The sequence below is a fragment of the Aeromonas sp. Y311-2 genome, from assembly GCF_027706025.1.
GTDB lineage: Bacteria > Pseudomonadota > Gammaproteobacteria > Enterobacterales > Aeromonadaceae > Aeromonas > Aeromonas veronii.
In genome coordinates this window covers 16,963-38,547 of record NZ_JAPDCL010000022.1, presented here as the reverse complement: position 1 = coordinate 38,547, position 21,585 = coordinate 16,963, and the positions used below count along the sequence as shown (strand labels likewise).

The following is a 21,585-nucleotide window of genomic DNA, read 5'->3' as shown; positions in this document are numbered from 1 at the left end:
TTCAAACGAACCAAACCACTTGTTCGGCTACGCTTAACGATAGTTATGAAATAGCAAGAGATTTCGATCACTTTATTCAGTTTCGGTCAAGGTTAGCGACAGATCACCACTTTGCAGACTCAAAAAGATTGCCGGATCTTTTTGCGAGCGGTTATCATCCTGTCTCCGGGATCTTGGAGACAATAATGAACAAGGCACTGCCATATAACATAGAGTCGATAATAGGAAGGTCGCTCTCTAACTCACCTGACGATATTTGGATGGCATATTTGGCCACCCTGCCAGCTGAGACAAGCAGCAAGGAATTGACAAGCATTCAGGCACAATTCATGCCAGCCGTTCAGGCCTATATCGAGGAGAATGAAATCTGGTGATGACTCTACGTAATCTGGTGCTGGCCACTATTGGGGGGTTGCTGATCGGGCAATCCTTTTGCATGGCGGGTATCGCACATATTGCCGCTGTTGCTTTTTTGCTTGGTTGCAGCATTTTATTCTTCATCAACAGCGAAAAGCTCTTTTGTGTCGGTTCGTCAGCAGCCATCATCCCTCCGGCTAGCTACGTCTTGCTGACATTCACCCCCGAACTGCCAAGCGGTGTCGCCTCACTGATAGCCTTTTTTTTACATTTGATCTGGTGTGACCAGCTACTAAAGCGCTCTGATCCATAGGTATTGTCGCAAATCGTAACAATAATTATCCTAACACCTAGCCCGAACAGTTGACCTGATTCGGGCTTTTTGTTTATCTATACACTAATAAAAAGTGTCGTTTGACGCACACAGGAGCAGCACCGACCATGAGTAAAAACGGAATCGCAGAATATCAAAAATTCTTGGAGTTTCGCCAAAGCCTGATTGATCTTATTCATCGGCGCTCGATAAGCCATGAAATAAAAGATGGGAAAATTGTTAGGCCTGTCGGGTTTATAACTAACGAGGAAGAGCTTCGCCGCTTCACCTTGCTTATTAGTGAGTGGAAAGATATGGTTGCCGAGCTTGTTTCTATCGACCCAGTAAGATTTCTTGAGAGCTCAAGAGTATTTAATCCACCACCCAAAATAATTTACGGGGTTGATGTTGTAAAGATTGAAATAAAGCAAGCGGTTAACTCTCGTTCCATTGAAAAAAGAATAATAGTCGAAAGAATGAAGCGGCATATAAAGGGGCTTGAAAAAGACCAGCAGCGAGCGGCAACATTAGCAGGCAGTCATGCACTAAATGAATTGCGCGCCGAACTGGCTGCCATGGAAGAGGATAATGAAACCCACTACCGCAGCCGGAACGATAACGGAACAGAGACCGAATGCCTGTTCACCATGTCAGATGGCGAAACAGTAAAGGAGCGCTGCCCATTCGCCGGTATGCTTATCGACAACCGCAGCGGGCGGGTGCAGGTAAAACAGAAGCGCGAACAAGAGGAAAGGAAGGACGCCATGTACTATAAGGTGTGTCCAATTGTTAAGTGCTCTTTGCCGAGTGTCGCGGGCAAGCTGTACCGAGAAAGCGAGGTGTTGAAATATAAGAAACTTTTTAGCTTACTAAAAACAGGTGTAGTCATCAGTGATTAACTTAGGCTCGACTGGTGGAATGATTAAACATCCTCCGCCACCAGCTCCCGAGCCCACGCAGACACAGATTCGTGCTCAGCCTTCATATCATCCGTAATTACCATTGCGGCTGGAATATAATCCGTTAAAAAATGGAAGCAATAGGTGTCCCATCTATCCGGTGATGGCAAGCCGAGATCTTTGCGCATTTTATCCTTTGGCATCATGCACCATTGCCCCTGCTCGTTCAGGCGACAAGGTATTCGGGATGCCTGGTCTAGCGTTTTCTCATTTGTATCCAATTTCAAACGACCAGACTTAACAGCGTCACGCGCCATAATATTTGCCAGAGCGCGCTTGTTCAGGAATCGGGTCTTGTCATCATCGGAGAAGCAGGGCTGGCCCCAACGGATTCTGTGTACGGCGACACCGGCCTCCTCGAGGATCGTTGCCGTATCAGCACCCACGCCGTCACCATCCACCGCAACGGTGATGTTGGGGTACTGCTCCCTGGGGTATTCGGCCGCAATCAGGCGACCGAAATTGACCGGATCAATGGTACCTGGCCACTCTTTCACGCTATGCGGCACCACTCGCCGCTCGAACCGGTCGCCAGATACCCGCGCCAGATTGGCCACAGAGCTATCGCGGCCGTTACCAACGTCCACTGTGAGCACCCAACCCCACGATTCATCCAGCCGCGGCTTGGCCCGCCCTGAGCGCTCGCATTCATCGCGGGTCAGCAGGTACCCAGCGAGCGACTTGGGGAACTCCCCGCGCACCTTGATCATGTACTCCGGGGCGTCCCGGGAGCCGCCATACTCCCGCAGTTTCATGCGGATAAAGCCGACTTTGACGATAGGAGACTCTTCGGAGTTGAGTTTTATCGCCGTCCATCCGTCCTTATCGTCCGGCCCGCGCTTCACCAGCTTGTGATGAGTGTCATAGAAGAAGCCGCCGTTACGGGTCGGCTGGGACAACAGGAGCATCCTGTTATCCTCCTCAGTGAGGGCGCCGGTCATCACACCGAAAGCCTTGTCGCTGACGCCGGAGGCCTCATCCACGATGTAGAGGAGGTGTTTGGCGTGCGAACCGGCCAGCGATTCCTCGTTACCGATACGGCAACCCTTGGGAGCCACGAACCAGACGCCCTTACCGGTGATCTCGTAGAACGTGGTATCGGTCAGTACGAAATACTGCTCAACCCAAGGGTGGCGGCGGCAGAGCTCCTTCCAGTTGAGGCGCAGGTACTTCCAGACCACCTGCTGCACCTGGCTGATTTTGTTCGCCACGATGTTCACCATCGCGTTCGGGAAGAACAGCATGTAGCAGATCACCATGATGGAGGTCATGTCTGACTTGCCGGTACCGTGGCCTGACGACACCGACACCTTAGAGCCCGGCTCCTCGATGGCCTCCAAGATGATCTGCTGCTGCCATGTCGGCTCCTTGCCGAACAGGTCAACAGACGCCCTTATCCAGTCGTACCGGTACTTGGCCACCAGCTCGGGGTAGCGCGGGTCTTTCGTGATAGAGCGCAGGCGAGCCATTATCCATGCTCCCCTGGTACGTCATCCTCGCCGGTAAGCGGCTCTACCCCATCCACATCGCTCCAATCGGGAGGGGGGAGGTCGGCATACTCGTCCTCGTCCAGCTGATCGCTTACCTGAGCGGCCAGCTCCGCCTCGATGGCGGCTTGCACCTCCTCACGGCGGTTCTTGAGCCATGGCCCCTTCTGGTCGGCCATCTTCTCCTGGTACTTGCGGGCCAGCACATCCAGCTCGTCATCAGTGATGCCCTGACCCTCTTCAACCTTGGCTTCCATCAGCGACACTTCACGCAGCAGCTCGGCTTCCAGGGCGCGGGGTAGGCGTATGCCGTGGCGCTCTATCAGATAGGCCGTCTCCAAGGCCGTGAGCTGCTTCTCCTCTCGCAGATCCAGCGCCTCATCAACGATGGCAATCTGGCGCTCGGCGCTAATGGGGTGGGCACGGTGCTGATCCAGCCTCAGGCGAGCGGCTGAGACCTTGCGGCGACCGATGAAGTTGATCAGCTCGGTCATTCGGTCAGAGGGGGAGATCAGAGCTTGTGCGATTGCCACCGAACGGGGCATTGGGGTCTCTGTGCCGGGGTAGGGCCATGACTTACCAGCGTCATAGTCCTCTTCTATCTGAGTAAGTATGTTTTTCTGGGCCCGCTCCATCTGCAGGTACCGGCCACATGACAGCATCAGATCGCCGTCATCCATAGCCAGCATCTCGGCCGCCATCCGTATGTCGTCATCCATCCCCAGATAGGTGACATAGCCGCCGGTGTGATCCTGGGCGTGCCTCGTCAGCATCAGAATGTCGTCATCAGGCCGACTGTTTTGGCTTTTTTGATCTGCGGCAGCCAACTGATCGCGTGCGTGCTGGCCCCTCTGCTTATTGGAGCCGTAAGGCTTTGATATTATTGTCTTTTTTGTTTTTTCCTTTGGGGTGCCGCTCAATGCGATCACTTTGCCGGAAGTGATCGCACGATCACTTTTGCGATCACTTTTGCCCTGATCACCCTTGGATCGATCACTTTTCTGATCGCCCTTCCCTTTCTGCTCTCCCTCCTTGGCCTTCCCCTGGTCAGCAACACCCGCCATGGCTCGGCGGGCGGTGTTCGGGTTGATGCCCATCTCTTTGGCGTAGTCGGTAATAGACAGGTGCGAATAGCTCTCACGATAGCGAGCTTTGTGAAGTTCCCAGTTTTCGCGTGCCATAGTCATTAATTACCGTTACGTCAAACCTGTTAGGATATTAACCCAAACAGGGCGCCCCAATCTAACCCGAGCGAGCAGCCCTCATTTCAGGCGCCCATTTACTGACCGGCTGGCGCCATAAAGCGCCCCAACATCACAAATAAGAACCTCTCAGCGCCTTTTTGGTATTGCTTGGCGCTGATTTGGCCCTAAAATACCCCTGCTGTAACGCGCTATATTTATTAATCAAGGAGCACCACGTAATGACTAAGCAACCTGCCGAGAAGCCAAGCATCCAACTGGTAGCCGTAGATGACGGCTCGGGTAACATCAACGTTGCCTACACTGACGCCGAAGGCATCATGGTTGAATACTCCCAGCCATCCCTTGTGGAGGCCGATGTAGCCGCCTCCATGACGGACGAACTCAACGCGAGCGTCTGGACTACCAATGGCCACAACTACACCGTGCGCCGCACCACCCAGTCCCCTATCAGCACCCTTGACCCCGACTACCAGATTTCTGACGCATCCCGCGTGCTGGTGGTAGATACCTTCGTCAAGGCAGGGCTGGCGGGCCAACAGCTGGCCGTGGGCTGCACCCTGCCGGTGAACCAGTATTACAAGGCCAATGCTGGCGGTGACCGCCGCAATGCAGATCGCATCAAGGCCAAGCAAGCCTCGTTGAAGAAGTCCGTCACCAACATGTTTGGCGTGGCCAAGCCGCCCCGCATCCTCTCCGTGGCCGTATACCCAGAGGCGCTGCCCGCTTACTACTACTGCGCCTACGGGGCTCGCCCTGGTGAAGAGGTGGCCGAATACCCAGACGAACACATGACGCTGGTTGTTGACCTGGGCGAGTTCACCTGCGACCTCGCTATCGTCACCACCGGCAACGAGATCCAAGACATTGCCACCTATGAGCACGGCGTACACCGCATGGTTGAGCGCTTCCGCGCCCTGCTGATGCGTGACAGCTCCGCTCTTGGCCTGCCAGACCTGTCGGCCGCCAGCGCCCCCACCCTCAAGGCGCTGATCAATCGCGGCTACTTTGGTAGCACTGTCCCCACCCCTGAGGCCGTTGCCAACCGCATTGATGTAACAAGCCAAGTCCGTGAGGCGGCCGACTCCCTGAACGAGCTAATCCGTGATGACATCCACAAGATGATCCGCGGCAAGGAAGCGGTTTTGACCCGCATCGTTTTCGTTGGCGGTGGCGCCCACTGGTTGCGTGAACACGCCATGGCATGGCACTCCGTTGTAGACATTCCGGCAGAGCCGGAGAAGGCCATCAGCCGCGGGGTTCACTTGCTCCTTGAACAACAGCGCTCCGCAATTCTGGTGCGTGCAGCAGAGGCACTGACTGAATGAAAAAAACCTACGCCAAATTCGAGGTAGATACCGCTCGAAAGGGCGCAGCAGGGCGGTTTTCCGCCCTCTACCAGGAGACAGGCAGCGGGAAAGCAGCTCTGGTAAGCCAAGCCGTATGCGGCGGGACACTGCTCAAGGAGTCCGGCCTGCTGGAGTTGCTGATCACTGCCTGCGATAACGATACCTGGGCGGTTGCCAGCCCTAGCCATCGCCGCGCCATGCTGGTGGCCGAACTGGCGGTGTTCTTTGGTCACCCCCACCAGCCAGTTGAGATTGTGGGAGCTGGGAAGCCAGCAGAGCCCACCAGCGAGCCACAGAGCGCGACTGACGATGCGACCAACGCACTGACACCCGCAACAAATGAGGTCGCTCAGAGCGCTGCACAGCCCACCAGCGGCGAGCATCAGCAAGATGACACCCCGCAGAAGCGCGCAAACCCAGGCGTTCGGCGCCCCATCCCGGGCGGCCTTGGCACCCTCGACTAACAAAAAAAGCGGCCTACGGGCCGCTTTCTCTTTCCATCTCTCCTGTCACGCCATCAGCACGGCATCCCCACCAGCCAGCCGCTCAGAAAAGGCGTTCACGCCACGATATAGCCCCTTGGCCTCTCGCCTGGCATCGTGCAGAGCGTGATGTTGCACCTCCCCCGGCACCAGCGGGATATTGCGCGGGTCAATCTTGAGCAGCAGTCGCGCCAGCCACACCACCGTGCGCAGCGATTGATTGAAGCGGAAGTGCCACGGCTCATTCAGCCCACACCACCCCAGCGCATCCAGCAGGATGACATTATCAAACTCTGGGCCGTTCCCCATGACCTCCACCTCGCCATAGGTCTCCTGAATGGCCATCATCCAGTTGCAGAAGGTCTGCAGCACACAAGCCAGCGGGCGGCGTGAAACCTCTTCGCTGAACACTTCATTCCATGCCAGCCGGTTCACCAGCTTCTGCTCTGCCCAGAAAGCCATTGTGGGGCCATTCCGAAAGCGATCATTCTGACCTTTCAGGTCTGCACGCTCGTAGAACTCAGAAAGGATCTCCCCTGTCAGCACATCCACCAGCACAGCGCCAACGGTACCAATCGCCGCACCCGGGCTAGTGCTCAGTGTTTCCAGGTCAATCACCACTACGAACCGTGAAGCCCGATTTACCGCCCCTACTACCACTTCAATACCTCCAGCATCTTTGACCATGGCCCGACAATATCAGGCAGCACACAGTACCCAATGGCCACACCGGCCATCAGGCAAACAACCAGGAGCAGCGCCAGTATCACAACGGCAACTGTATCCCACATGCCACCAGCAGCAGCCCCACGGCCATAGACGACAGAGGACATATGCAGGAGCTCATCAACACGCTCACCGGCCGCAGCTGGTGATACGCCGACAGATACACGGTCTCGGTAATCCCGTACCGCATTCAGCACAACCAGGAGGCCGTGCTCCTCGCATGAATTGCCAGTCTCACACTGGCTACACTCCTTGGCGCTCATTGCTCCCCCTTGCTCCTCTGCAGTACACGGCCATAGCGGGCCATCCCCTTGGAGAGCTCATCAAAGCTCTGGTTAACAGCGTCAGCGTTCGCCTGAATGTCGTCAGCATCCATCCATAGGCGATCAACCTCCACTCCATCCTCAATAACGGCGAACTGGGCAGCTGGCACATCTCGGGCATAACGGACTGAGTTGAAGGTAATCAGCTTGAGTTGAACGTTATTCATCTATCACACCATTGGTCATTGCGGCCTGTAGGGTCGCTACTGAGAGCACCACATCAGGCATTGAATCGGGAATGTTGTATCGGGATAGGGCGGGAGTGGGGTCGCTTCGGCCGTTGTCCATGGCGCTGACCTCTGCAATGGTCAGACCCATGGCTTTAGCCATCTGGCGGAGGGTTATGTTGTTGGCTGCACGGTACAAACGCAAGCGGCGACCACCAGCCATCCAGTCAGGCATGGCTTTAGGCACACGGCCGGTTGATTTACAGCGGAAGCAGGGCAGCGAGCCGTAGTAGTGGAGCGATAGGTCGGGGCCGCCATTGGCGAACCCGTCCACTTTTCCCTTACCGTGGCAGCTCGGGCACTCAATCGTCATATTCGATACCCTCCACCCCGTCCTCTGCAGCCAGTTCGGCGGCTTCATCCAGCATGGTATGGACGAGGGTGGTACCGTCCTCCTCCTCACGGCGCAAGATGCCCAACAGCTCACTGGCGAACAGGTCAGGGTCAACCACCGACACACCGCCAAGGCCACCACGCCCCATGGTGATGGAGTGAGCCAGAAGGGCGGTACCGGCCGTGATATGGAGCGCACCACCAGCCAGCCACACCCTGAGGTCAGTTGATTTCCGGTCATCAAAAGACTGGATGTTATCAGGGCGAACCGGCAGGAGCTCAGGTCGGCCGCTACGCTCGCGCAGTGCATCGGCAAGATGGAGCATCATCCGGGCTTGGCCAGCCAGGGCGGCAACCTCCTGCTCGGTGCATGGCTTGTCCTCCATGTCCAAGAAGGTGACCAGGGAGGAAAGGCGCTCCTCCAGCTCAATCAGCTCGATAACAAGGCGGTCGTGCCAGGTGTCGGCTTTGCGATTGCCTTCCTCGAACACATCCTTGGGCGACCAGCTTACGTGCTGGCGTGACTCACCGATGTTGTAGACCACCAGATAGCCGGGATCGGCGGGATCTTCATTGGCAGGCAGCGACCAGCCGCGGCGCTCGTTGTACTCCCCACGGCTCATAGGCTTGGCGGCAACGGTCTTGTGGCTCTGGTAACGGGTCAATTCATCAAGCTGAAACATTGGCGGCCTCCAGGCGGCGTTTATGGAAGTATTCGTGAGCGGCTGGGGACAGGTCGTTACCCATCCACTCCAGACCGAGCTCGTCAGCGGCAATCAAGCTGGAGCCAGAGCCAAAGCAGGGGTCGATAATGAGCTCCCCGGGCTGGGTGCTCTGGGATAGCAGGGTCTTAATCAGGCCGACCGGCTTCTCCGTGGGGTACCCGAACCGAACACGCTTAGCCGGGATCAGGTCGTAGCAGTCCTCTTGGTCTACCGCCTCGAAGTTGAGCACATCAGGGATACCCAGATCGTTGAGCTTGCGGTACCCCTTCTCGCAGAACAGGACGTACTCGCAACGGGCGCGGTAGTGGTACCCCATCCCCATGGCTAACTTGTCCCACACAATGGGCTTCCAGAACTTGAATCCGGCGGCCTCGAGCAGCGGCTTGGCCACAAACATCGTTTCCTGGTCACACATCAGGTACAGGTGGCGGTTTTTTTTCAGTACCCGATACAGCTGGGCGAATAGCGCCTCAAAGCGAGCGTTCGGGATAATCTTGAACCAGTCGTTACTGGAGCTCTTGCTGTGAGCCAGGCGGGTTGTCGTGCCGCGCTTGCGGTGCTTTTCCAGTGACTCGTAAGGGGGGTCGATGATGATGCAATCTGCTGAGCCGTCCGGTAGGGACGCCAGCCACTCCTCCGCATCGAGGGAGAATAAACGCGATAGATCACTCACTTCCTAACACCCTCCCCTGTTTTGATTGCGTGATTTTTAATGTGAATACCAAGGCTGGCGGCCTCCTCCAATATCGTGCTGACCACCAGCTCTACTCTTGAGCCAAACCCCTTCACTTTGGCCAGTTCGTCAAAAACATCACGCTCACTCTCTGAAACGCGAATGCCGCGGAGCTCAACAATACCCAGCTTGGCGCAGCGATCACGGTACCGCTTCTGGCGGGCCGCGGCTGATTTCTCAGGGTTCGGGCTTTTGGGGCGTCCCGGCCCCTTTACTACTTCAATCGCCATGGAGCAGAGCCTCCAGCTTGCTTGCCATGTCAACCTTCACTTGGGCCTCGGCATATCGAACGAGGTTGAGCTCGCGTGCAGATTGCGGCTGACAGCCCACCATTCCGCCCCGTTCCTGCCGTGCCTGACGCATCACTTTATCGCCGTCACTTCTTAGGTTGGCGGCTACCGCCCGTAGTTTTTGTTTGAGCAATTGCATCCCCTTTCTGCTGCAGCTTTCGACCGGCCACCTCAATGGCCTTCTCCCACTGCTCATGTGTGAGATCGACAAGGCGCTCTACCGCCCCACCGGTTACGGGGTTCTCGATCACTTCCTCTTGCCCATTGTCGTCTGACAGATAGAACCACTTGCGGCCATGGTGATAGTTCAAGTGGGTGCCGTACTCCAGTGCATACCCCTCAACCACACGGCGGCGGGTTATGCTCTTTGGCGCTGGAGGTACCTCCACTCGGCGGCCCTTCTCACTGAGCTGGTAATACACACCGTACATCGGCTTGCGCTCGGCCAGTTCGACATAGCCGTCATTGATCAGGTTGCTGGCCGACCGGCCGCTCACCTCTGAAATCAACTTCTCATGGCCATCTTTCAGCTCAACGATGCAGGTACCAGTCAGCAGTACACCTCTGAGACTCATAGGGGTGGTGCTCGCATTCCGGCGTAACATCATGTACCCGGGATTGCAGAGCAAATCGAGAATCACCCTTCTGTTGTTATTCATACGCATCGCTGTTTCCCCCCTCATCAGGTGTTTTATTTTTTAGTTCGCCACTTGGCGTCTTGTGGCCTCTCGGCCATGCGTTGGCCAGGGGCTAAAGCCATGTAGGCAATCAGCACCGCCTTGGCCTCTTCGACCCCCCAGCATACCGCACAATAGAAACCCTTATCTGCCAGTGAGTTCAGGGTCTCTATTTGCAGCTCGGATAAGCGGCCATTCTCGGCCTTCATTTCCAAGCGGGCCCCATGATAAGCGCCAGCAGGCAGATCGACCAGTATATCGGGGTAACCGGGCTTCACTCCCTCGGCTCGGAGATCGGCGGCGGTCTTTTTGCTCCGGTGACCACCGTTCGGGACGGCGGCCATCGACTCGTAGAGCTCAGCGCTATAAAGCTCAGCCCAATAGAACAGCTCTACCTGCTCGTAGTGCTCTTGGGCACCATTGCGAAGATCAGGGTTACTTGCCAGGGCGGCCATGGCGGCAGCATGGGGGGACACATAACCGACCTCCCCCCGCTTCGGCTTCTCCTTCGGCTTTTTGGCCTTGGGGGGAACCAGCCCCACACCGGCGCCACCAAAAGCCTTGCCGCTCCCGCTCTTGATGCCCTGGGCCGCCCATCCCTTCTGGCGGGCGATCAGGGCTTCATACTGCTCGGGTGAATGACGCACAAATCCCCCTTAGCGGCGCTTCTTGGCTGACTTACCCTGCTTGCGCTGGATAACGGCAGTGCTGCTCTGGCGGGCGCGCAGCATGGCCAGGATCTTTGCCTCTGCGTCAGGATTCTTCATTTCGGTGTACGCGATGGCGGCGGCTTCGCTGTGCTCCATGGCGACTTGCATCTCCTTGGCGCTCATCTGCTTGAAGTGCTCGATGATGGCGGGCCATTCATCCTTGGGCGGCATCACAGCCTTGGCAATGTCGATAGTCTCATCAACGCCAGCAACAGTGACCGAGAAGGAGGGGAAGATCAGGTAGTGCTCGCCGTCATCATCCCGCGGGGCGGCCGAATACATCACAACGCAACCGAGACCGCGGGGAGTGTTCCACCAGCAGATCGGCTTGTCGGGGTGAATGGTCTCGTTATCCGTGGACTGAATGTGCCCTGGGTGCAGGCTCATAATTGTTAGCCGGCCGCTGTCAGACTTGTACTCAGGCTGGTTGTTGAAAGCCCTCAGAGACATATAGGCATAATCAACATCCCGGCGTGCCTGGGCATAGTGGCCGTTAACCACCGTCAGCATGTTCTGGGCCTTCTCCATTGTGCGAGCAAAGCTCTCCTGCTCGGCCTCCAGCTTTTTGATGTTCCCCTTGTATGTCTTGTTCGTAGCCAGCAACCCATCACACTTCTCCTGCAGACGGGCAATCTCCCGCTCCAGATCCGGTACCTGCTTAGCCTGACGGCGCAGGGTGGTGAGCTCCTTCTGGTCAACAGCAGCAACGCCGTCATACTCGCTACGCACGGCTTGCAGCTCGAGGGCGTGAGCCTCGCGCAGTCGTGTCTCAAGGGCAGCCAAGGCATTCTGCTTGCCACGGTCAGCAACCGCTAGAGAGTCGCGCAGCTGGCGAACCTCGCGTTCGGCCGTGGCCAGCTTGGCCTGCCTGTCTTTCAACTGCACCGCTAAGTGGTTCTTGTCCGTCTGCTCCGATTGCAGGCTGGCGGCCAGTTCGTCACGGCGGGCCTCTACGTGAGCAAGGCGGGCATAAGCATCTGCAGCCCGGGCGGAAGCGTCACCGGCGGCGGCTGCCCCCTCTTTTGATGCGGCCAGCTCGCGCTCCAGCTCGCCAATCCGAGCCCGAAGGTCGGCACACTCACCGGCTAGGCGCTCGATGGTTGCCTGTTTGGCCTGCACTGCCTCGCTATTGGCCGAACCGGACTCCAGCGTAAGGCGCTCGATAACCTTCTGGCGCCCTTCGCTGGTGGCCCGCTCAATCGCCAACTCTCCATCGAGGGACGATAACTTGCTGGTGGCCGCAGCCAATAACTGCTCCCGCACCCCCAATTCACTCCGCAGGGCTGCCAGATCCCGGTACTGGTGGGTGATGATGTGGTCAATCAGGCGCTCGCGCTCAATCTCTAGGGATTCGCCGGTTGGCGTGAGAGAGGCCAGCTCCAGAGTGACAACGTAAACCTCCTGGCTCTCCTGGCGAATGATCACCTCGTCACGCGGAAGTAACGAGGTTGGGGTGAGTGCATTCATTTGGCGTGCTTCTCCAATCACAAAATAACGTCTCTTTGAGATTGTTAGGATAACACAACGTAACGCGCCACAAAAATAATGGACGCAAAAAAGCCCCAAAATAAGCCGTCCACCAGCCACCCACTCCGCCCAACAAAAAGCCCAGCGAACAGGCCGGGCTTTTCTCAACTCTTCAAATACAGGTGACCTCACAGCAAATGAGGGTGACCTCGAGGCAAATAGAGGTGACCTCGCCTTTGAATACGGGTGACCTCAGAGCAATTACCAGCGGAACCGGCCTACGGCATTTCCGAACGGCCGATAAGCTCTCGCTGAACGTTTACCGCCCGACCAAAGGCAGTGGTGACGACAGCCCTACAGGTGGCCACCAGCAGCGAACCGGACAGCCTCACACTGCCGTTCTGCAAAATAACCTCGCCGGGGTGCTGCCCCTGCAGCGCCTCCCATTTTCCACTTTCCAGTAACTCAGCCAGCAATGGGCCACCCTGATTCCAGTCTATTGAGGGTTGGTAATCAGGGTCAGTATTAGCCGCATCCTTTGCACTGATGTAACGATAAGCATCACAGGCAGCAATGCCGCCCGACTCCTGGTGCATCATCTTCAATTCAATTGCAGCAGCCACAGCCCAATCCAGCATTGGCGAACTCAGTGAATTAATGGGCACTTCAACAAACGCAGCCATTACGCCACCTCACAGTAATACACATAATATCCAAACCCCGCCGCAACAGCCGCCATAAGCCCTTCTACTGGATCTTCACGTATGTACGCGCTGACCGCTATGTTTAGCGCAAGAAACAGAATCATCCCAACCATGAACCAACCCATAGCTACTCCCCATCCATTCGCAAACCACTCATCTGCCACAGAAACGCCTTCCTCTCAAAATCTCCGCAGCGGTGGCCTCTCTGGGTTATTACATGCCCTGCTGGCATTGCCAGGCTAACCGACTCCATACCAAGCATCCCGTGCCGTTCTTCCCCTGACACAGGGGCCGAGCGATGACACTCCCCAGTGGCGGAGTTGATGTAATGCCACCAACTGCAAGAGGCGCAGCAATCGCCATGGAAGGCGACAAAGTGGGCTATGCAGGCCTCTACCGCAGTGCTCACGACTCCCCCTTAACACTCATCAAGGTGGCCGCAAAGCTACCGGGAGGAGGGGGATACCCCAGCTCTGTCAGTTCGCTGGTCAGCTTGGCAATTCTCTCTTGCAGCTCCCCCGCCCTTTTCAGCATGTAGCTATGCTCGCGCTGCTTGTTCTTGAGTACCTGCTCGACCTTATCCAGCAGCAACGGCTGGGGTTCGATGACCACCACCCCGAGATCACAATCAAACTGGAGGGGATGGCCGTGGTCTGCTGCAACCCAGCACATCACCCTCCCCATGCAGCTCAGAGCATCATCCGTCCCGAGCTGCACTAAAGCGGCGACGATCTGCTCGGCAAACTCCTTGTTGTCAGCCATCGGCTCACCCCTCCCACTCCGGCAGATTGTCGAACTGGTCTTGAGTGAGCATCACGGTTTCAACATGGTGCGGCCCGTCAATGTTCTCGATCACGCCATCACGCTCATCCACCGGCACGATAAAGCTGGCGTTATCGAACTTGATGCAGGTGAACTCCAGTTGCTTGAAGTCCTCACACTTCGGCGCGTGGGTGCTAGGCGGAAAACGCCCGCCTAGCGTTTCGGATAGGTCGCGCGCCATTGTCTGGCAGTTGCACATGATTTTTTCCTCTTACTCGAACTCAACACTGAATGAGTCGGCTTCGATAGGGTTTGAACTCAGCGGGTTTTCTCCTGACATACCCCCACTTGCGTTCAGTTCAAATTCCAGCCACTCCTGAACCTGTTCATCCGTTGCATCGTCAGGGACGGAAGTGGTAAAGGACACCTTGATTTCGCGCATGATTTTTCCCTCAACTTCCAACGTTGGTCGATATGCTATTTGGAACCCTTAGGCCAAGGCGCTCGTACAGCTCCTTGCCGAGGGCGTAATCGCCTTTCTTGAGGTAGGCCGGATTGAGGTCTTGAACGGCATCAAACCATTCTCTGAACAGTTCGATCTGCTCCCTGGTAAACCCCAGCTTGCCATTCTCCATCGCCGTCTCCCCTCCAGATCGCTGCATGGTGTCTTACCCTTCCCCTTGCCCCTTTGGCGCATTGACCCAGTGCCCCCGGGCGAACGGAACAACGCTAATCAGCTGCTTCTTGACGCCTCCCGACTCCATGAAGGCCTGCCACTCCTGCAGGTGACCAGGGCAGTAATGAAGCTCTGGCGCAACCTCTGCAGCGTGAACATTGCAGAGCGGCCGATCACAGGTCTTATCCTCCCCCACTGGGAAATCACACAGGTACCCAGATACCCCTCCACAGCAAGCGCAGTGCGGGCCAAGCTCTCCACAGAGATGGCCAACTGCCTTGCCGTTCTTGTCGTGAAGCGTGTAACACGGCATTGCTGATCACCCTTCCTGGCTTGGAGATGACGAGACGGGATACTCCTTTACGCCGACAACCTGGTAGAAATTCGGGGAAACATCGTGCCTCTCACACCACGCATCGAGGAGCGCAGCCAGTTGATCACCAAGCTCAGCCTTGGCCTCCTCAGACACATCTGGGTAGTATTCCGCATACTCTCCGCCGTAGTCGCTAGCTTGGTTTTCCATGTGCTCAATTACATCGCCAGCATCAGGGAAAAACTGGCTATTGCTGGGGCGATCCACCTTGCCAATGTGAACGTGGGCATTATCTTCTTCGTTATCTGCAGCGGCAGCCGCCAGGGCATCCTTGACGCTGTAAAAGGTATCGCTTTTGAAGCCCTCTCCATTCCATGAGTAGCAATACTCATCAGCTCGCTCTGCTTTTTTCTCTGGCTGCTCGTTCGGCTCAGCAATGCTGAATTGGCACTCTACAGACCGAACACTCCGGCCATCATCAAGACGGAAAATGCTTTCAAATGGCGCCTCCACATCATCCCGAACACAAACCCCACGGATGGTGTGACTTGTTTTGTAGTGGAAGCACACGTTGACCGACTTTCCTAAAAGACTGCCTTGCTTTGGAAAGCTGCTGTGACTGATGTTTTCTGCAACGCCCATTACCCAATTACCTCTGCATCTTGAGAAAATTGCGAGATGACCCACTCAGGCCATCTCTCGTTTTTTATCTAACTATCGAGCGGCTTTACGCCATCCTCTGCCAGCAAGTGCTTAACCGTCTCCAACACCTGCTTGATCTTTTCTTTGGGGTATACGCACTTCCCGTCAGCACCCATTTCCGTCTCATCGAGGGCGGCATAGATACCGGCAAGATACTTAACTCGAACTTCTTTTTTGCTCACAACTACACCTCTACAGCCCGCAGCCCGGGCGCCTGATTCGTTTCCCCGAAGGTGTGAAGGTTGTCACGAATGACGGCAACCAACTCCTCCCTCGATAACCCCTGACCCAGCCAGTCATACTCCGGGTCGTTCTTCTTGAGCCAGATAAGGGCCTGTGTCCGAGTTAGGGTCGTCACATCCCGTTCGTATGGGGTCATCACTTGCTCTCTGGCATGGCCACCGGGCGGGAGATGGCCGAAGTCATTAGTACCTGGTTGCCCTGAATGGTGACCTTGCCCAAGCTATGCCGACTCTCACCGGCAATCATCCCCTGCATAGGGCTGGCCAGCATCACGATACGCCCCAGAAGCTCACTCAGAACCTCAACTTCACCACTACTCACCAGCTCCTCGGCAAACTCCATCACATCGTCCCAAATGTCTGGGCCGTCCTCGCTGAACTTGTCCGGGTATGCAGCCACCAGCAGCTCGTAAAGCTCAAGGTCGGTTGCCGGTTTGAATTTGAATGCGCTCACTTCATTTCTCCTTATCTGGGCGTGATATTGGGTTCGGTACCTGAGGCCGAACCGGCGGCTTCTCCATCCCTTTGAACGGGCAGACCTTACAGCCGCCGAACCAGCGCAACTCGAGGCACTTGGCATCGAGCTTGCCGCACTGGTGGCCTATTAGGTGCTGGCACTTTGGCTTATACATCTCAGCCTCCTGAGGCCTTCCGGCCTCGCTTAAACTGGTACCTGTTTTCACACCTGGTACAGTCAGCCCGCATCGATCCAGAGCGGGACTGCTTCAACTCAGCCCCACAAGTGCAGCGAGCCGTTTTTAATGCCTCGGCCATCGCCTGGTTGATGGCGCCGCCGTTGTTTCTTCTCGGAGCTGAAATCCCCAGGGCGCGGAGGATCTTCTTGTAATCCCTGCTAATCCACTTCCCATCCGGCTCTAAGTGCAAGCCATCTCCCATCATGTCGCCCAATTTGACCAGCTGGGCATGGAGGCGCTTTTTCTCATCATCCATGCCGACCTACCTCCCCCGGCTTTCGCTCATTTCTGGCGTGTGGGCCCAACGCGCTGACCATATTGCCGACCTCGGGAGAATGGTCATTTCCGGCTGGCGGGTGAGCCCAACTCACGTTTGCCCCCTTCTCGGTGGCCAGCGCCCTCAGGAAAGTCCCCTCATTGCGAACAAATGCGTGAATCTGATTGCCGTCCTGATCACAACTAACCGGCGCAGTCAGCAGGATCAGCGCCTCGGCAATGCCACCGAAGGTATCCAGATCCACACCAAACCGTTCCATCAGCGGGGTATCAAAATCCTCATCGCCATTCATGATCGCCTCGACCCGATCATCGGTCAGCCCCAGCACTGCAGCGGCAAGCGTTTGGCGGTCTAAAATATCCATGTGAAATCCTCAAAAGTGGGCCACCAGCGACCCATCAAACCGTCTTGTTACCAACTTCCCGCAGCAGCTCTCGAACCAGCTGATCTTGGCGAGCCCGGTCATCGAAAACCACGGCTTGATAAAGGCTCTCGAGAAACTGATCATGGTCAAATTCGGCTCCAATAGGGGTCAGCATTGGGCCCAGATTCCGCCGCTTTAACTCGGCCTCCAAATCAGAGGTTTCCAGTTCGGATAGATAGACACACACATCCACCTCCACCTCTTTGGTGATTCGGGCCACCACTTTATCTGTCACACATCCCCCTTATGGTGCGTTGCTGGCGCCGCAGTGCGGGCAGTCGTAGTAATGGCGGGCGCCGTAGAACTTGCCGCAGGTAAAGCACTTGTTGGGCTGGCGGATCGGCCGGTCAGGCTTGTGCAGCTTGATGCCGGTACCCTCCAGAGCCTCACTGATAGTCACTCGCTGCATGTCCACGGTCATGTCAGCGCGCGCCCTCACATACTCAGCAGGCCATGGAATGTCTGTCTCCCTGTCCTGGTTGTGGTAACAGGCCCGCTCCCTGGTGAACAACTCGGCCTCGGCAAGGCTGGTTGTATAGCCACCCCCTGCCCGCCACCACGAAATGCAATTCCCTGAATACCCGCGGGCGTCCTGCAGGTAGAACATGCCTGGTGCGCTCTCACCAATGGCCGCCTCGATGCGCTCCTTCAACTCAGGAGGGGCCACCTCGGCCGCCTCCTTGAGCAATGCGAGCAGGTGCTCGGTATGGCTCATCCCTTACCCCCTTTGGCGCGGCGGTATTCAATCAGGGAGGCCCAGTGCAGCAGGGCCACCAGCAGCGGGACAACGTTCCTGTCGTCAGCCCATCCGGCGATGCCGATAAACTGATCCCGACCGTTAAAACTGACCGCCTCTCGGGACTTCCAGCTGAACGTGCGCATGGTCAAAAATGCCGGGTCGCTGCGATAGCCATTGATCCGCATAGTCCCCTCGTAGCAGTTGGTGAACTGGGGCAGCAGCAGCCGGAGGCATTCATGTAACTCGCGTAGCTGGCGCACGGTGACGCTATCCACTGTGATCCCGGCTGCCGTCAGGGTATCCCTCACCCTTTCCCTATTCATGCCCGGTTCGTAGGTGCAGAACAGGGGCAGCCCCTCGCACTCTTGCCGCAGCAATTCCGCCTCCTCCTTGGGGTACCCCCAGATATTGCCGTCCTCTGGGTTGTTGCGGGTCGGGCAGATGATCTCGATTGACAGCAGGTGGCCATGGGCAATGTAGTCGTGCAGACGGATCACCAGATCTCGGAGCGTGCCGCCATGGCTAAACCCCCGCCAGCGGCCGCGGTACAGCGTGTAAATTGGCTGGCCGGTGTAATCGTCCATGAACCAAATCCGGCCGTTCAGGTCGATCCACATCTCAGCGGTGCGGTCGGCCCCCTTGTTGTAAAAGAACCGGCGGCCACGGCTGGCAATCAACTTGATCAGGGTATTGGCGTGCTCCAGGCGCTCGCGGCACATCGCATACTTCATGCCTTAACCCCCGCCTTCTCGAGTGCCAGCTCTGCTTTCCGCAAGGCCGCTCGGGCTTGTGCCAGCTCGGTCTGCAACTGATCCTGCCGTGCCTGCAATTCCAGATAGGCCGCCTTGGTGATCTCGGGATCGGCGTCATCACTCCACTCCTCGGAGGGCAACTGACAAGCATTCTTTGACTGTTCGGGCTTGCTCAAGCTAAGGCGCGCTTGCTCGGCTACAGCCCTGCGCACATAGCTACCTTGGCCAGAGGGGCAGCAATCAAGGTGCTTATCGTTAACTTCTCCGACATGGCCGCACTCATGGCAGTAGCGAACGAGGTCGGTTCGGTGCAGCTCCACCCCTTTCAGGACGGGGACAATGATGTTTGCCAGCTGGGTGCGCAATTGCTGGGAGCCCTGGTACTTGATGGCGGTATCACGCAGGTTGTTTACCAGGTCAGCAATGGCACGGTTTGACCGGTCGCTTTTCTCTGCCAGCTGGCCAACCATCAGTGCATCACGCAGGGCAATCATCTCTCGGTTGCGGAACAGGCCAGTGACGTAGATGAAAGGCTTGCGCAGGTTGTGGCCTTGGATCTCGAGGAAGTCCTTACAGCCCTGCTCTGTGAAGCAGGCAGTCACAAACTCGTCTACCTCCTTGATCGCAACCTTCACCCAGTCGCCGGTTGAGCGGTAAGTTTCCTCGCGGTAATCAAGCCACCGAGTTGTCCGTTCGCACGCATCAATGTGTTCTTCCGTGTTCCACCACACGATCTTGTCGTGGTCGAACTCGGCATCTACCACAATTTCGCGCTTTGAGAACACGCAAAAGAACGGGTCGGCAGTGCAGCGATTGCTTTGAGTGTTCAGTGACAGCTGCAGGCGTTCCAGAATGGCGGACAAGCCATCAACTCGTTTAGTCATAGTCATATCGGGGCTTCTTGATTTGGCGGGCTGGCGAACCAGCCCGGGGGATTAATTACTTGATTGGACGAGGCGTGACGGGGGGCGCATAAGGCTTCTCATCTCTGCCGACCAGTACATTCCTTCCTTGTCTCGCTCATTGAGCGGGGCACCTCGAGAGGTTGCTGGGGTCACCGACAGGTCTCGGGCTTGGCGCCGTAGGTCATCGAGTATCGACACCTCTTTCAGCAGCGGCTCCGCATCAGGGTTCTTGCGGCGCATCTCCCGATACGTTGCCTCTCGCCAGTTGTGGAGGCAGCGGGGCGGCTCTAGTCCGGCCGCCTTGAGCAGGATCACCAGCTCGGCATACCCACGCCCCAGCTCGGCCACCAGCTCTCGCCGGTCGTTAAGGGAGGCGAACCCCCCTTTTATCTTCTTGCGAGCCTGCTCAGCCATGGCCCGAACGGCGGCCAGAACACTTGCGGTCTCAATGCTCACTGCTTCCCTCCAAGACCAAGGAACTGGCGAACACGCTGAACCATTCCAGGTGGCTGCTTGGCGAGCATCTTGGCGCTGAACTCCTTATCGCGCTGGCGGGCAGCCGCTTCGGCCTGCTTTACCAGGGCAACATCAACATACAGGGACACCAGAGTGCGCTGTGGGACGGACTGGGGATCAACTCTCTTGCTCATAACAACCTCTTTCAACATGGTGCGCTGACACGGAAACAAGCCCGTCCAGATGGATAACCTGCTCGCCGGTCTGGGCCATGGCGTGCAGGGCGCGCGATACCCGATCGCTTTCCCACCCTGGGAGAAAATGAACTTCCTGTGCGATGGATAGCAGCGCCATACAAATCTTTGCGTACTCCTCGCTGGTCAGTCCCAGCGGCAGCACCGAGGGGTTTAAAACCAACACACCCTCTCGCTTCAACAGCAACTCCCTCACCAGGTACCGAGGGATCTGTGTATCCACCAGCTGGTTAAAGGGGACGACAATAAAAACCCGCTTCATCGGCCACCCGGCACTAACGAGCGCATCGTGGCGACAACCGAATCCATAGAGCGATCATCAAGCTGCTCAAGAGCCTTCATGGCCGCTTCGGCCGCCGCCTGGCTGTGCTCGCCGGTGATCGGGTCTACTTGGGTGACCGTATTCACAGAACCCAACATGATCCAGTGCATGTAAGGGGCGAACGGGATGCACTCACAGATCTTGACGATGGCCATCAGCGGCATCCGGTTCTTGTCGATTTCGTAATTCCGCAGGGTTTTTTCTGGAACCCCTGTCATGTCCCAGGCGTCTACTCTCGACAGGCCGAGAACCGTCCTTCTGACATACCGCAGACGGGCGCCGGGGGTTTTCAAATTCACACTCAGTTGGTTATGCAAGGCGGTTGTACCTCTCGTGAGACATAAGCTGATACTCGCCACCAGCGACAGGCATCCAAAGTCTCCACTTACGGCCGACCGGCAGAGAAAAGGCCTTTCCACCACGACAGACCATTTTCTTTGGGCGAACTCGACCACTTTCCAAGATCTCTTTCGCCTGCATAACCACGCGCTCCGGTACGCGGCCAACTGTCACAAAAGAGATCATCTCGCCACCCCGCACGCAGATTGCGTAGCCAGTTTGCGATAGGTGTCCATCACCTGGGCCAGCAGCTCTCCCATTGCCGCTATCGCAGAGACCAGCGGCAGCGACTCTTTGATTTCCCTGTCTATGGCGATCAGGCGATCACGCGGCATCACCATCGGCTCACCCAACGGGATCTGGTGAACGGGGTAGAAAACGCCGCAGCCATCGGACAGACAAACCGGCTCTCCACCATCAGTGAAGCGAGCAGTAACCGAGCGGTGGAGGTAGGGATGCACGACTTCATGGGCCATGCGTACCTCCGCAGGGATGGCAGCCTCGCAATAGGCAGTTGCGGCGGTAGACAGGGCAAGGCGGCAGGCCTCGAACTCATCATCGAACTGGGCGCGAACGGCAGACGCCAGCGCCTCATTCTCGATCTGAGACGGCTTCAAGGTGATTGACTGATTCATGGTTAAAACGGGCTCCTTGATTTGGCGA

General features: G+C 56.8%; 37 protein-coding genes. 5 read left to right on the top strand and 32 right to left on the bottom strand.

Features of this window, described 5'->3' with window-relative positions; all coding sequences use genetic code 11:
• Positions 1 to 185: 185 nt before the first annotated feature.
• The 3 genes from OKC42_RS17925 to OKC42_RS17915 all read left to right on the top strand — a co-directional run bounded on the left by OKC42_RS17925 (position 186) and on the right by OKC42_RS17915 (position 1,569).
• Positions 186 to 374 (top strand): hypothetical protein, encoded by a 189-nt coding sequence (locus OKC42_RS17925; protein ID WP_270820450.1) that lies wholly within the window; start codon positions 186 to 188, stop codon positions 372 to 374.
• Entirely contained in the window at positions 374 to 670 is a 297-nt protein-coding gene (locus tag OKC42_RS17920; RefSeq protein WP_270820448.1) for a hypothetical protein, read from the top strand. Before OKC42_RS17925 ends, OKC42_RS17920 begins: the two co-directional genes overlap by 1 nt.
• A gap of 128 nt (positions 671 to 798) precedes the next feature.
• Positions 799 to 1,569 (top strand): hypothetical protein, encoded by a 771-nt coding sequence (locus tag OKC42_RS17915; protein ID WP_270820447.1) that lies wholly within the window; start codon positions 799 to 801, stop codon positions 1,567 to 1,569.
• A 23-nt stretch (positions 1,570 to 1,592) separates the two neighbouring features.
• Here the strand turns inward: OKC42_RS17915 and OKC42_RS17910 are convergent, their stop codons facing one another.
• Both OKC42_RS17910 and OKC42_RS17905 read right to left on the bottom strand, forming a co-directional pair.
• Positions 1,593 to 3,098: a terminase gene (locus OKC42_RS17910; RefSeq protein WP_270820445.1), complete on the bottom strand. Its 1,506-nt coding sequence runs from the start codon at positions 3,096 to 3,098 to the stop codon at positions 1,593 to 1,595.
• Complete coding sequence (locus OKC42_RS17905) at positions 3,098 to 3,889, bottom strand: hypothetical protein (RefSeq protein WP_270820444.1); 792 nt, start codon at positions 3,887 to 3,889, stop codon at positions 3,098 to 3,100. The genes OKC42_RS17910 and OKC42_RS17905 overlap by 1 nt, the downstream gene beginning before the upstream one ends.
• Before the next feature lie 650 nt (positions 3,890 to 4,539).
• On the opposite strand from OKC42_RS17905, the gene parM reads away from it, so the two are divergent.
• Positions 4,540 to 5,646: a ParM/StbA family protein gene (gene parM / locus OKC42_RS17900; RefSeq protein WP_270820442.1), complete on the top strand. Its 1,107-nt coding sequence runs from the start codon at positions 4,540 to 4,542 to the stop codon at positions 5,644 to 5,646.
• Positions 5,643 to 6,131 (top strand): hypothetical protein, encoded by a 489-nt coding sequence (locus OKC42_RS17895; protein WP_270820440.1) that lies wholly within the window; start codon positions 5,643 to 5,645, stop codon positions 6,129 to 6,131. The genes parM and OKC42_RS17895 overlap by 4 nt, the downstream gene beginning before the upstream one ends.
• A 45-nt stretch (positions 6,132 to 6,176) precedes the next feature.
• On the opposite strand, the gene OKC42_RS17890 is transcribed toward OKC42_RS17895, so the two are convergent.
• The 30 genes from OKC42_RS17890 to OKC42_RS17750 form a co-directional block, all read right to left on the bottom strand.
• Positions 6,177 to 6,767, bottom strand: a complete 591-nt coding sequence (locus OKC42_RS17890; RefSeq protein ID WP_270820438.1) for a 3'-5' exonuclease — start codon at positions 6,765 to 6,767, stop codon at positions 6,177 to 6,179.
• Between the two features lie 35 nt (positions 6,768 to 6,802).
• Positions 6,803 to 7,138 (bottom strand): hypothetical protein, encoded by a 336-nt coding sequence (locus tag OKC42_RS17885; protein ID WP_270818292.1) that lies wholly within the window; start codon positions 7,136 to 7,138, stop codon positions 6,803 to 6,805.
• Complete coding sequence (locus tag OKC42_RS17880) at positions 7,135 to 7,365, bottom strand: hypothetical protein (protein ID WP_270818293.1); 231 nt, start codon at positions 7,363 to 7,365, stop codon at positions 7,135 to 7,137. The genes OKC42_RS17885 and OKC42_RS17880 overlap by 4 nt, the downstream gene beginning before the upstream one ends.
• Entirely contained in the window at positions 7,358 to 7,738 is a 381-nt protein-coding gene (locus tag OKC42_RS17875) for a helix-turn-helix domain-containing protein (RefSeq protein WP_270820436.1), read from the bottom strand. The genes OKC42_RS17880 and OKC42_RS17875 overlap by 8 nt, the downstream gene beginning before the upstream one ends.
• On the bottom strand, positions 7,728 to 8,441 hold the full coding sequence (locus OKC42_RS17870) for a crAss001_48 related protein (protein ID WP_270820435.1): 714 nt from the start codon (positions 8,439 to 8,441) through the stop codon (positions 7,728 to 7,730). The genes OKC42_RS17875 and OKC42_RS17870 overlap by 11 nt, the downstream gene beginning before the upstream one ends.
• Positions 8,428 to 9,156, bottom strand: coding sequence for a DNA-methyltransferase (locus OKC42_RS17865; protein ID WP_270820433.1), 729 nt, complete (start codon positions 9,154 to 9,156; stop codon positions 8,428 to 8,430). Before OKC42_RS17865 ends, OKC42_RS17870 begins: the two co-directional genes overlap by 14 nt.
• Positions 9,153 to 9,446, bottom strand: coding sequence for a hypothetical protein (locus OKC42_RS17860; protein ID WP_270820431.1), 294 nt, complete (start codon positions 9,444 to 9,446; stop codon positions 9,153 to 9,155). Before OKC42_RS17860 ends, OKC42_RS17865 begins: the two co-directional genes overlap by 4 nt.
• Positions 9,447 to 9,592: 146 nt before the next feature.
• Complete coding sequence (locus OKC42_RS17855; protein ID WP_270818302.1) at positions 9,593 to 10,171, bottom strand: hypothetical protein; 579 nt, start codon at positions 10,169 to 10,171, stop codon at positions 9,593 to 9,595.
• A gap of 26 nt (positions 10,172 to 10,197) precedes the next feature.
• A complete protein-coding gene (locus OKC42_RS17850; protein WP_270820430.1) occupies positions 10,198 to 10,830 on the bottom strand; it encodes a VRR-NUC domain-containing protein in 633 nt (210 codons plus the stop codon).
• A gap of 9 nt (positions 10,831 to 10,839) precedes the next feature.
• Positions 10,840 to 12,360: a hypothetical protein gene (locus tag OKC42_RS17845; RefSeq protein ID WP_270820429.1), complete on the bottom strand. Its 1,521-nt coding sequence runs from the start codon at positions 12,358 to 12,360 to the stop codon at positions 10,840 to 10,842.
• 278 nt (positions 12,361 to 12,638) lie between these two features.
• Positions 12,639 to 13,043, bottom strand: coding sequence for a phage protein NinX family protein (locus OKC42_RS17840; protein ID WP_270820428.1), 405 nt, complete (start codon positions 13,041 to 13,043; stop codon positions 12,639 to 12,641).
• Between the two features lie 426 nt (positions 13,044 to 13,469).
• Entirely contained in the window at positions 13,470 to 13,826 is a 357-nt protein-coding gene (locus OKC42_RS17835; RefSeq protein ID WP_270820427.1) for a hypothetical protein, read from the bottom strand.
• Between the two features lie 4 nt (positions 13,827 to 13,830).
• Positions 13,831 to 14,085, bottom strand: coding sequence for a hypothetical protein (locus tag OKC42_RS17830; protein WP_270820426.1), 255 nt, complete (start codon positions 14,083 to 14,085; stop codon positions 13,831 to 13,833).
• 12 nt (positions 14,086 to 14,097) lie between these two features.
• On the bottom strand, positions 14,098 to 14,268 hold the full coding sequence (locus tag OKC42_RS17825) for a hypothetical protein (protein ID WP_270820424.1): 171 nt from the start codon (positions 14,266 to 14,268) through the stop codon (positions 14,098 to 14,100).
• A 10-nt stretch (positions 14,269 to 14,278) separates the two neighbouring features.
• A complete protein-coding gene (locus OKC42_RS17820) occupies positions 14,279 to 14,461 on the bottom strand; it encodes a hypothetical protein (RefSeq protein ID WP_270820423.1) in 183 nt (60 codons plus the stop codon).
• A 360-nt stretch (positions 14,462 to 14,821) separates the two neighbouring features.
• Positions 14,822 to 15,457 carry a hypothetical protein gene (locus OKC42_RS17815; protein ID WP_270820421.1) on the bottom strand — a complete coding sequence of 212 codons (636 nt, stop codon included), beginning with the start codon at positions 15,455 to 15,457 and terminating at the stop codon, positions 14,822 to 14,824.
• A gap of 68 nt (positions 15,458 to 15,525) precedes the next feature.
• On the bottom strand, positions 15,526 to 15,699 hold the full coding sequence (locus OKC42_RS17810; RefSeq protein WP_270820419.1) for a hypothetical protein: 174 nt from the start codon (positions 15,697 to 15,699) through the stop codon (positions 15,526 to 15,528).
• A 2-nt stretch (positions 15,700 to 15,701) separates the two neighbouring features.
• Complete coding sequence (locus OKC42_RS17805) at positions 15,702 to 15,896, bottom strand: hypothetical protein (protein WP_270820417.1); 195 nt, start codon at positions 15,894 to 15,896, stop codon at positions 15,702 to 15,704.
• A complete protein-coding gene (locus tag OKC42_RS17800) occupies positions 15,896 to 16,213 on the bottom strand; it encodes a hypothetical protein (RefSeq protein ID WP_270820415.1) in 318 nt (105 codons plus the stop codon). The genes OKC42_RS17805 and OKC42_RS17800 overlap by 1 nt, the downstream gene beginning before the upstream one ends.
• 489 nt (positions 16,214 to 16,702) lie before the next feature.
• The gene (locus tag OKC42_RS17795) at positions 16,703 to 17,095 is read right to left on the bottom strand and encodes a hypothetical protein (RefSeq protein WP_270820413.1); all 393 of its coding nucleotides are present in this window, start codon (positions 17,093 to 17,095) and stop codon (positions 16,703 to 16,705) included.
• 34 nt (positions 17,096 to 17,129) lie between these two features.
• The gene (locus tag OKC42_RS17790) at positions 17,130 to 17,390 is read right to left on the bottom strand and encodes a hypothetical protein (RefSeq protein ID WP_270818320.1); all 261 of its coding nucleotides are present in this window, start codon (positions 17,388 to 17,390) and stop codon (positions 17,130 to 17,132) included.
• A 9-nt stretch (positions 17,391 to 17,399) separates the two neighbouring features.
• Complete coding sequence (locus OKC42_RS17785) at positions 17,400 to 17,870, bottom strand: hypothetical protein (protein ID WP_270820410.1); 471 nt, start codon at positions 17,868 to 17,870, stop codon at positions 17,400 to 17,402.
• Complete coding sequence (locus tag OKC42_RS17780) at positions 17,867 to 18,625, bottom strand: hypothetical protein (RefSeq protein WP_270820407.1); 759 nt, start codon at positions 18,623 to 18,625, stop codon at positions 17,867 to 17,869. Before OKC42_RS17780 ends, OKC42_RS17785 begins: the two co-directional genes overlap by 4 nt.
• Positions 18,622 to 19,536, bottom strand: coding sequence for a hypothetical protein (locus tag OKC42_RS17775; protein WP_270820405.1), 915 nt, complete (start codon positions 19,534 to 19,536; stop codon positions 18,622 to 18,624). Before OKC42_RS17775 ends, OKC42_RS17780 begins: the two co-directional genes overlap by 4 nt.
• Positions 19,537 to 19,581: 45 nt before the next feature.
• The gene (locus OKC42_RS17770) at positions 19,582 to 20,007 is read right to left on the bottom strand and encodes a hypothetical protein (protein ID WP_270820404.1); all 426 of its coding nucleotides are present in this window, start codon (positions 20,005 to 20,007) and stop codon (positions 19,582 to 19,584) included.
• Positions 20,004 to 20,201, bottom strand: coding sequence for a hypothetical protein (locus OKC42_RS17765; protein WP_139495226.1), 198 nt, complete (start codon positions 20,199 to 20,201; stop codon positions 20,004 to 20,006). The genes OKC42_RS17770 and OKC42_RS17765 overlap by 4 nt, the downstream gene beginning before the upstream one ends.
• Positions 20,185 to 20,523, bottom strand: a complete 339-nt coding sequence (locus OKC42_RS17760; protein WP_270820401.1) for a DUF4406 domain-containing protein — start codon at positions 20,521 to 20,523, stop codon at positions 20,185 to 20,187. Before OKC42_RS17760 ends, OKC42_RS17765 begins: the two co-directional genes overlap by 17 nt.
• A complete protein-coding gene (locus OKC42_RS17755) occupies positions 20,520 to 20,900 on the bottom strand; it encodes a helix-turn-helix domain-containing protein (protein ID WP_270820400.1) in 381 nt (126 codons plus the stop codon). Before OKC42_RS17755 ends, OKC42_RS17760 begins: the two co-directional genes overlap by 4 nt.
• Positions 20,893 to 21,063 (bottom strand): ParE family toxin-like protein, encoded by a 171-nt coding sequence (locus tag OKC42_RS22745; protein ID WP_443111672.1) that lies wholly within the window; start codon positions 21,061 to 21,063, stop codon positions 20,893 to 20,895. Before OKC42_RS22745 ends, OKC42_RS17755 begins: the two co-directional genes overlap by 8 nt.
• A 41-nt stretch (positions 21,064 to 21,104) precedes the next feature.
• Positions 21,105 to 21,557: a hypothetical protein gene (locus tag OKC42_RS17750; RefSeq protein WP_270818328.1), complete on the bottom strand. Its 453-nt coding sequence runs from the start codon at positions 21,555 to 21,557 to the stop codon at positions 21,105 to 21,107.
• Positions 21,558 to 21,585 lie beyond the last annotated feature (28 nt).

Bases quoted from the DNA above. Each gene is read 5' to 3' on its own strand.
- OKC42_RS17840 (WP_270820428.1), bottom strand. From the start codon at position 13,043: ATGGCTGCGTTTGTTGAAGTGCCCATTAATTCACTGAGTTCGCCAATG.
- OKC42_RS17750 (WP_270818328.1), bottom strand. From the start codon at position 21,557: ATGAATCAGTCAATCACCTTGAAGCCGTCTCAGATCGAGAATGAGGCG.
- parM (WP_270820442.1), top strand. From the start codon at position 4,540: ATGACTAAGCAACCTGCCGAGAAGCCAAGCATCCAACTGGTAGCCGTA.
- OKC42_RS17885 (WP_270818292.1), bottom strand. From the start codon at position 7,138: ATGAGCGCCAAGGAGTGTAGCCAGTGTGAGACTGGCAATTCATGCGAG.
- OKC42_RS17870 (WP_270820435.1), bottom strand. From the start codon at position 8,441: ATGTTTCAGCTTGATGAATTGACCCGTTACCAGAGCCACAAGACCGTT.
- OKC42_RS17880 (WP_270818293.1), bottom strand. From the start codon at position 7,365: ATGAATAACGTTCAACTCAAGCTGATTACCTTCAACTCAGTCCGTTAT.
- OKC42_RS17780 (WP_270820407.1), bottom strand. From the start codon at position 18,625: ATGAAGTATGCGATGTGCCGCGAGCGCCTGGAGCACGCCAATACCCTG.
- OKC42_RS17920 (WP_270820448.1), top strand. From the start codon at position 374: ATGACTCTACGTAATCTGGTGCTGGCCACTATTGGGGGGTTGCTGATC.
- OKC42_RS17765 (WP_139495226.1), bottom strand. From the start codon at position 20,201: ATGAGCAAGAGAGTTGATCCCCAGTCCGTCCCACAGCGCACTCTGGTG.
- OKC42_RS22745 (WP_443111672.1), bottom strand. From the start codon at position 21,063: ATGCAGGCGAAAGAGATCTTGGAAAGTGGTCGAGTTCGCCCAAAGAAA.
- OKC42_RS17875 (WP_270820436.1), bottom strand. From the start codon at position 7,738: ATGACGATTGAGTGCCCGAGCTGCCACGGTAAGGGAAAAGTGGACGGG.
- OKC42_RS17855 (WP_270818302.1), bottom strand. From the start codon at position 10,171: ATGCGTATGAATAACAACAGAAGGGTGATTCTCGATTTGCTCTGCAAT.
- OKC42_RS17845 (WP_270820429.1), bottom strand. From the start codon at position 12,360: ATGAATGCACTCACCCCAACCTCGTTACTTCCGCGTGACGAGGTGATC.
- OKC42_RS17785 (WP_270820410.1), bottom strand. From the start codon at position 17,870: ATGAGCCATACCGAGCACCTGCTCGCATTGCTCAAGGAGGCGGCCGAG.
- OKC42_RS17905 (WP_270820444.1), bottom strand. From the start codon at position 3,889: ATGCTGACGAGGCACGCCCAGGATCACACCGGCGGCTATGTCACCTAT.
- OKC42_RS17895 (WP_270820440.1), top strand. From the start codon at position 5,643: ATGAAAAAAACCTACGCCAAATTCGAGGTAGATACCGCTCGAAAGGGC.
- OKC42_RS17830 (WP_270820426.1), bottom strand. From the start codon at position 14,085: ATGTGCAACTGCCAGACAATGGCGCGCGACCTATCCGAAACGCTAGGC.
- OKC42_RS17825 (WP_270820424.1), bottom strand. From the start codon at position 14,268: ATGCGCGAAATCAAGGTGTCCTTTACCACTTCCGTCCCTGACGATGCA.
- OKC42_RS17815 (WP_270820421.1), bottom strand. From the start codon at position 15,457: ATGGGCGTTGCAGAAAACATCAGTCACAGCAGCTTTCCAAAGCAAGGC.
- OKC42_RS17795 (WP_270820413.1), bottom strand. From the start codon at position 17,095: ATGGATATTTTAGACCGCCAAACGCTTGCCGCTGCAGTGCTGGGGCTG.
- OKC42_RS17860 (WP_270820431.1), bottom strand. From the start codon at position 9,446: ATGGCGATTGAAGTAGTAAAGGGGCCGGGACGCCCCAAAAGCCCGAAC.
- OKC42_RS17820 (WP_270820423.1), bottom strand. From the start codon at position 14,461: ATGGAGAATGGCAAGCTGGGGTTTACCAGGGAGCAGATCGAACTGTTC.
- OKC42_RS17835 (WP_270820427.1), bottom strand. From the start codon at position 13,826: ATGGCTGACAACAAGGAGTTTGCCGAGCAGATCGTCGCCGCTTTAGTG.
- OKC42_RS17915 (WP_270820447.1), top strand. From the start codon at position 799: ATGAGTAAAAACGGAATCGCAGAATATCAAAAATTCTTGGAGTTTCGC.
- OKC42_RS17910 (WP_270820445.1), bottom strand. From the start codon at position 3,098: ATGGCTCGCCTGCGCTCTATCACGAAAGACCCGCGCTACCCCGAGCTG.
- OKC42_RS17760 (WP_270820401.1), bottom strand. From the start codon at position 20,523: ATGAAGCGGGTTTTTATTGTCGTCCCCTTTAACCAGCTGGTGGATACA.
- OKC42_RS17925 (WP_270820450.1), top strand. From the start codon at position 186: ATGAACAAGGCACTGCCATATAACATAGAGTCGATAATAGGAAGGTCG.
- OKC42_RS17775 (WP_270820405.1), bottom strand. From the start codon at position 19,536: ATGACTATGACTAAACGAGTTGATGGCTTGTCCGCCATTCTGGAACGC.
- OKC42_RS17805 (WP_270820417.1), bottom strand. From the start codon at position 15,896: ATGACCCCATACGAACGGGATGTGACGACCCTAACTCGGACACAGGCC.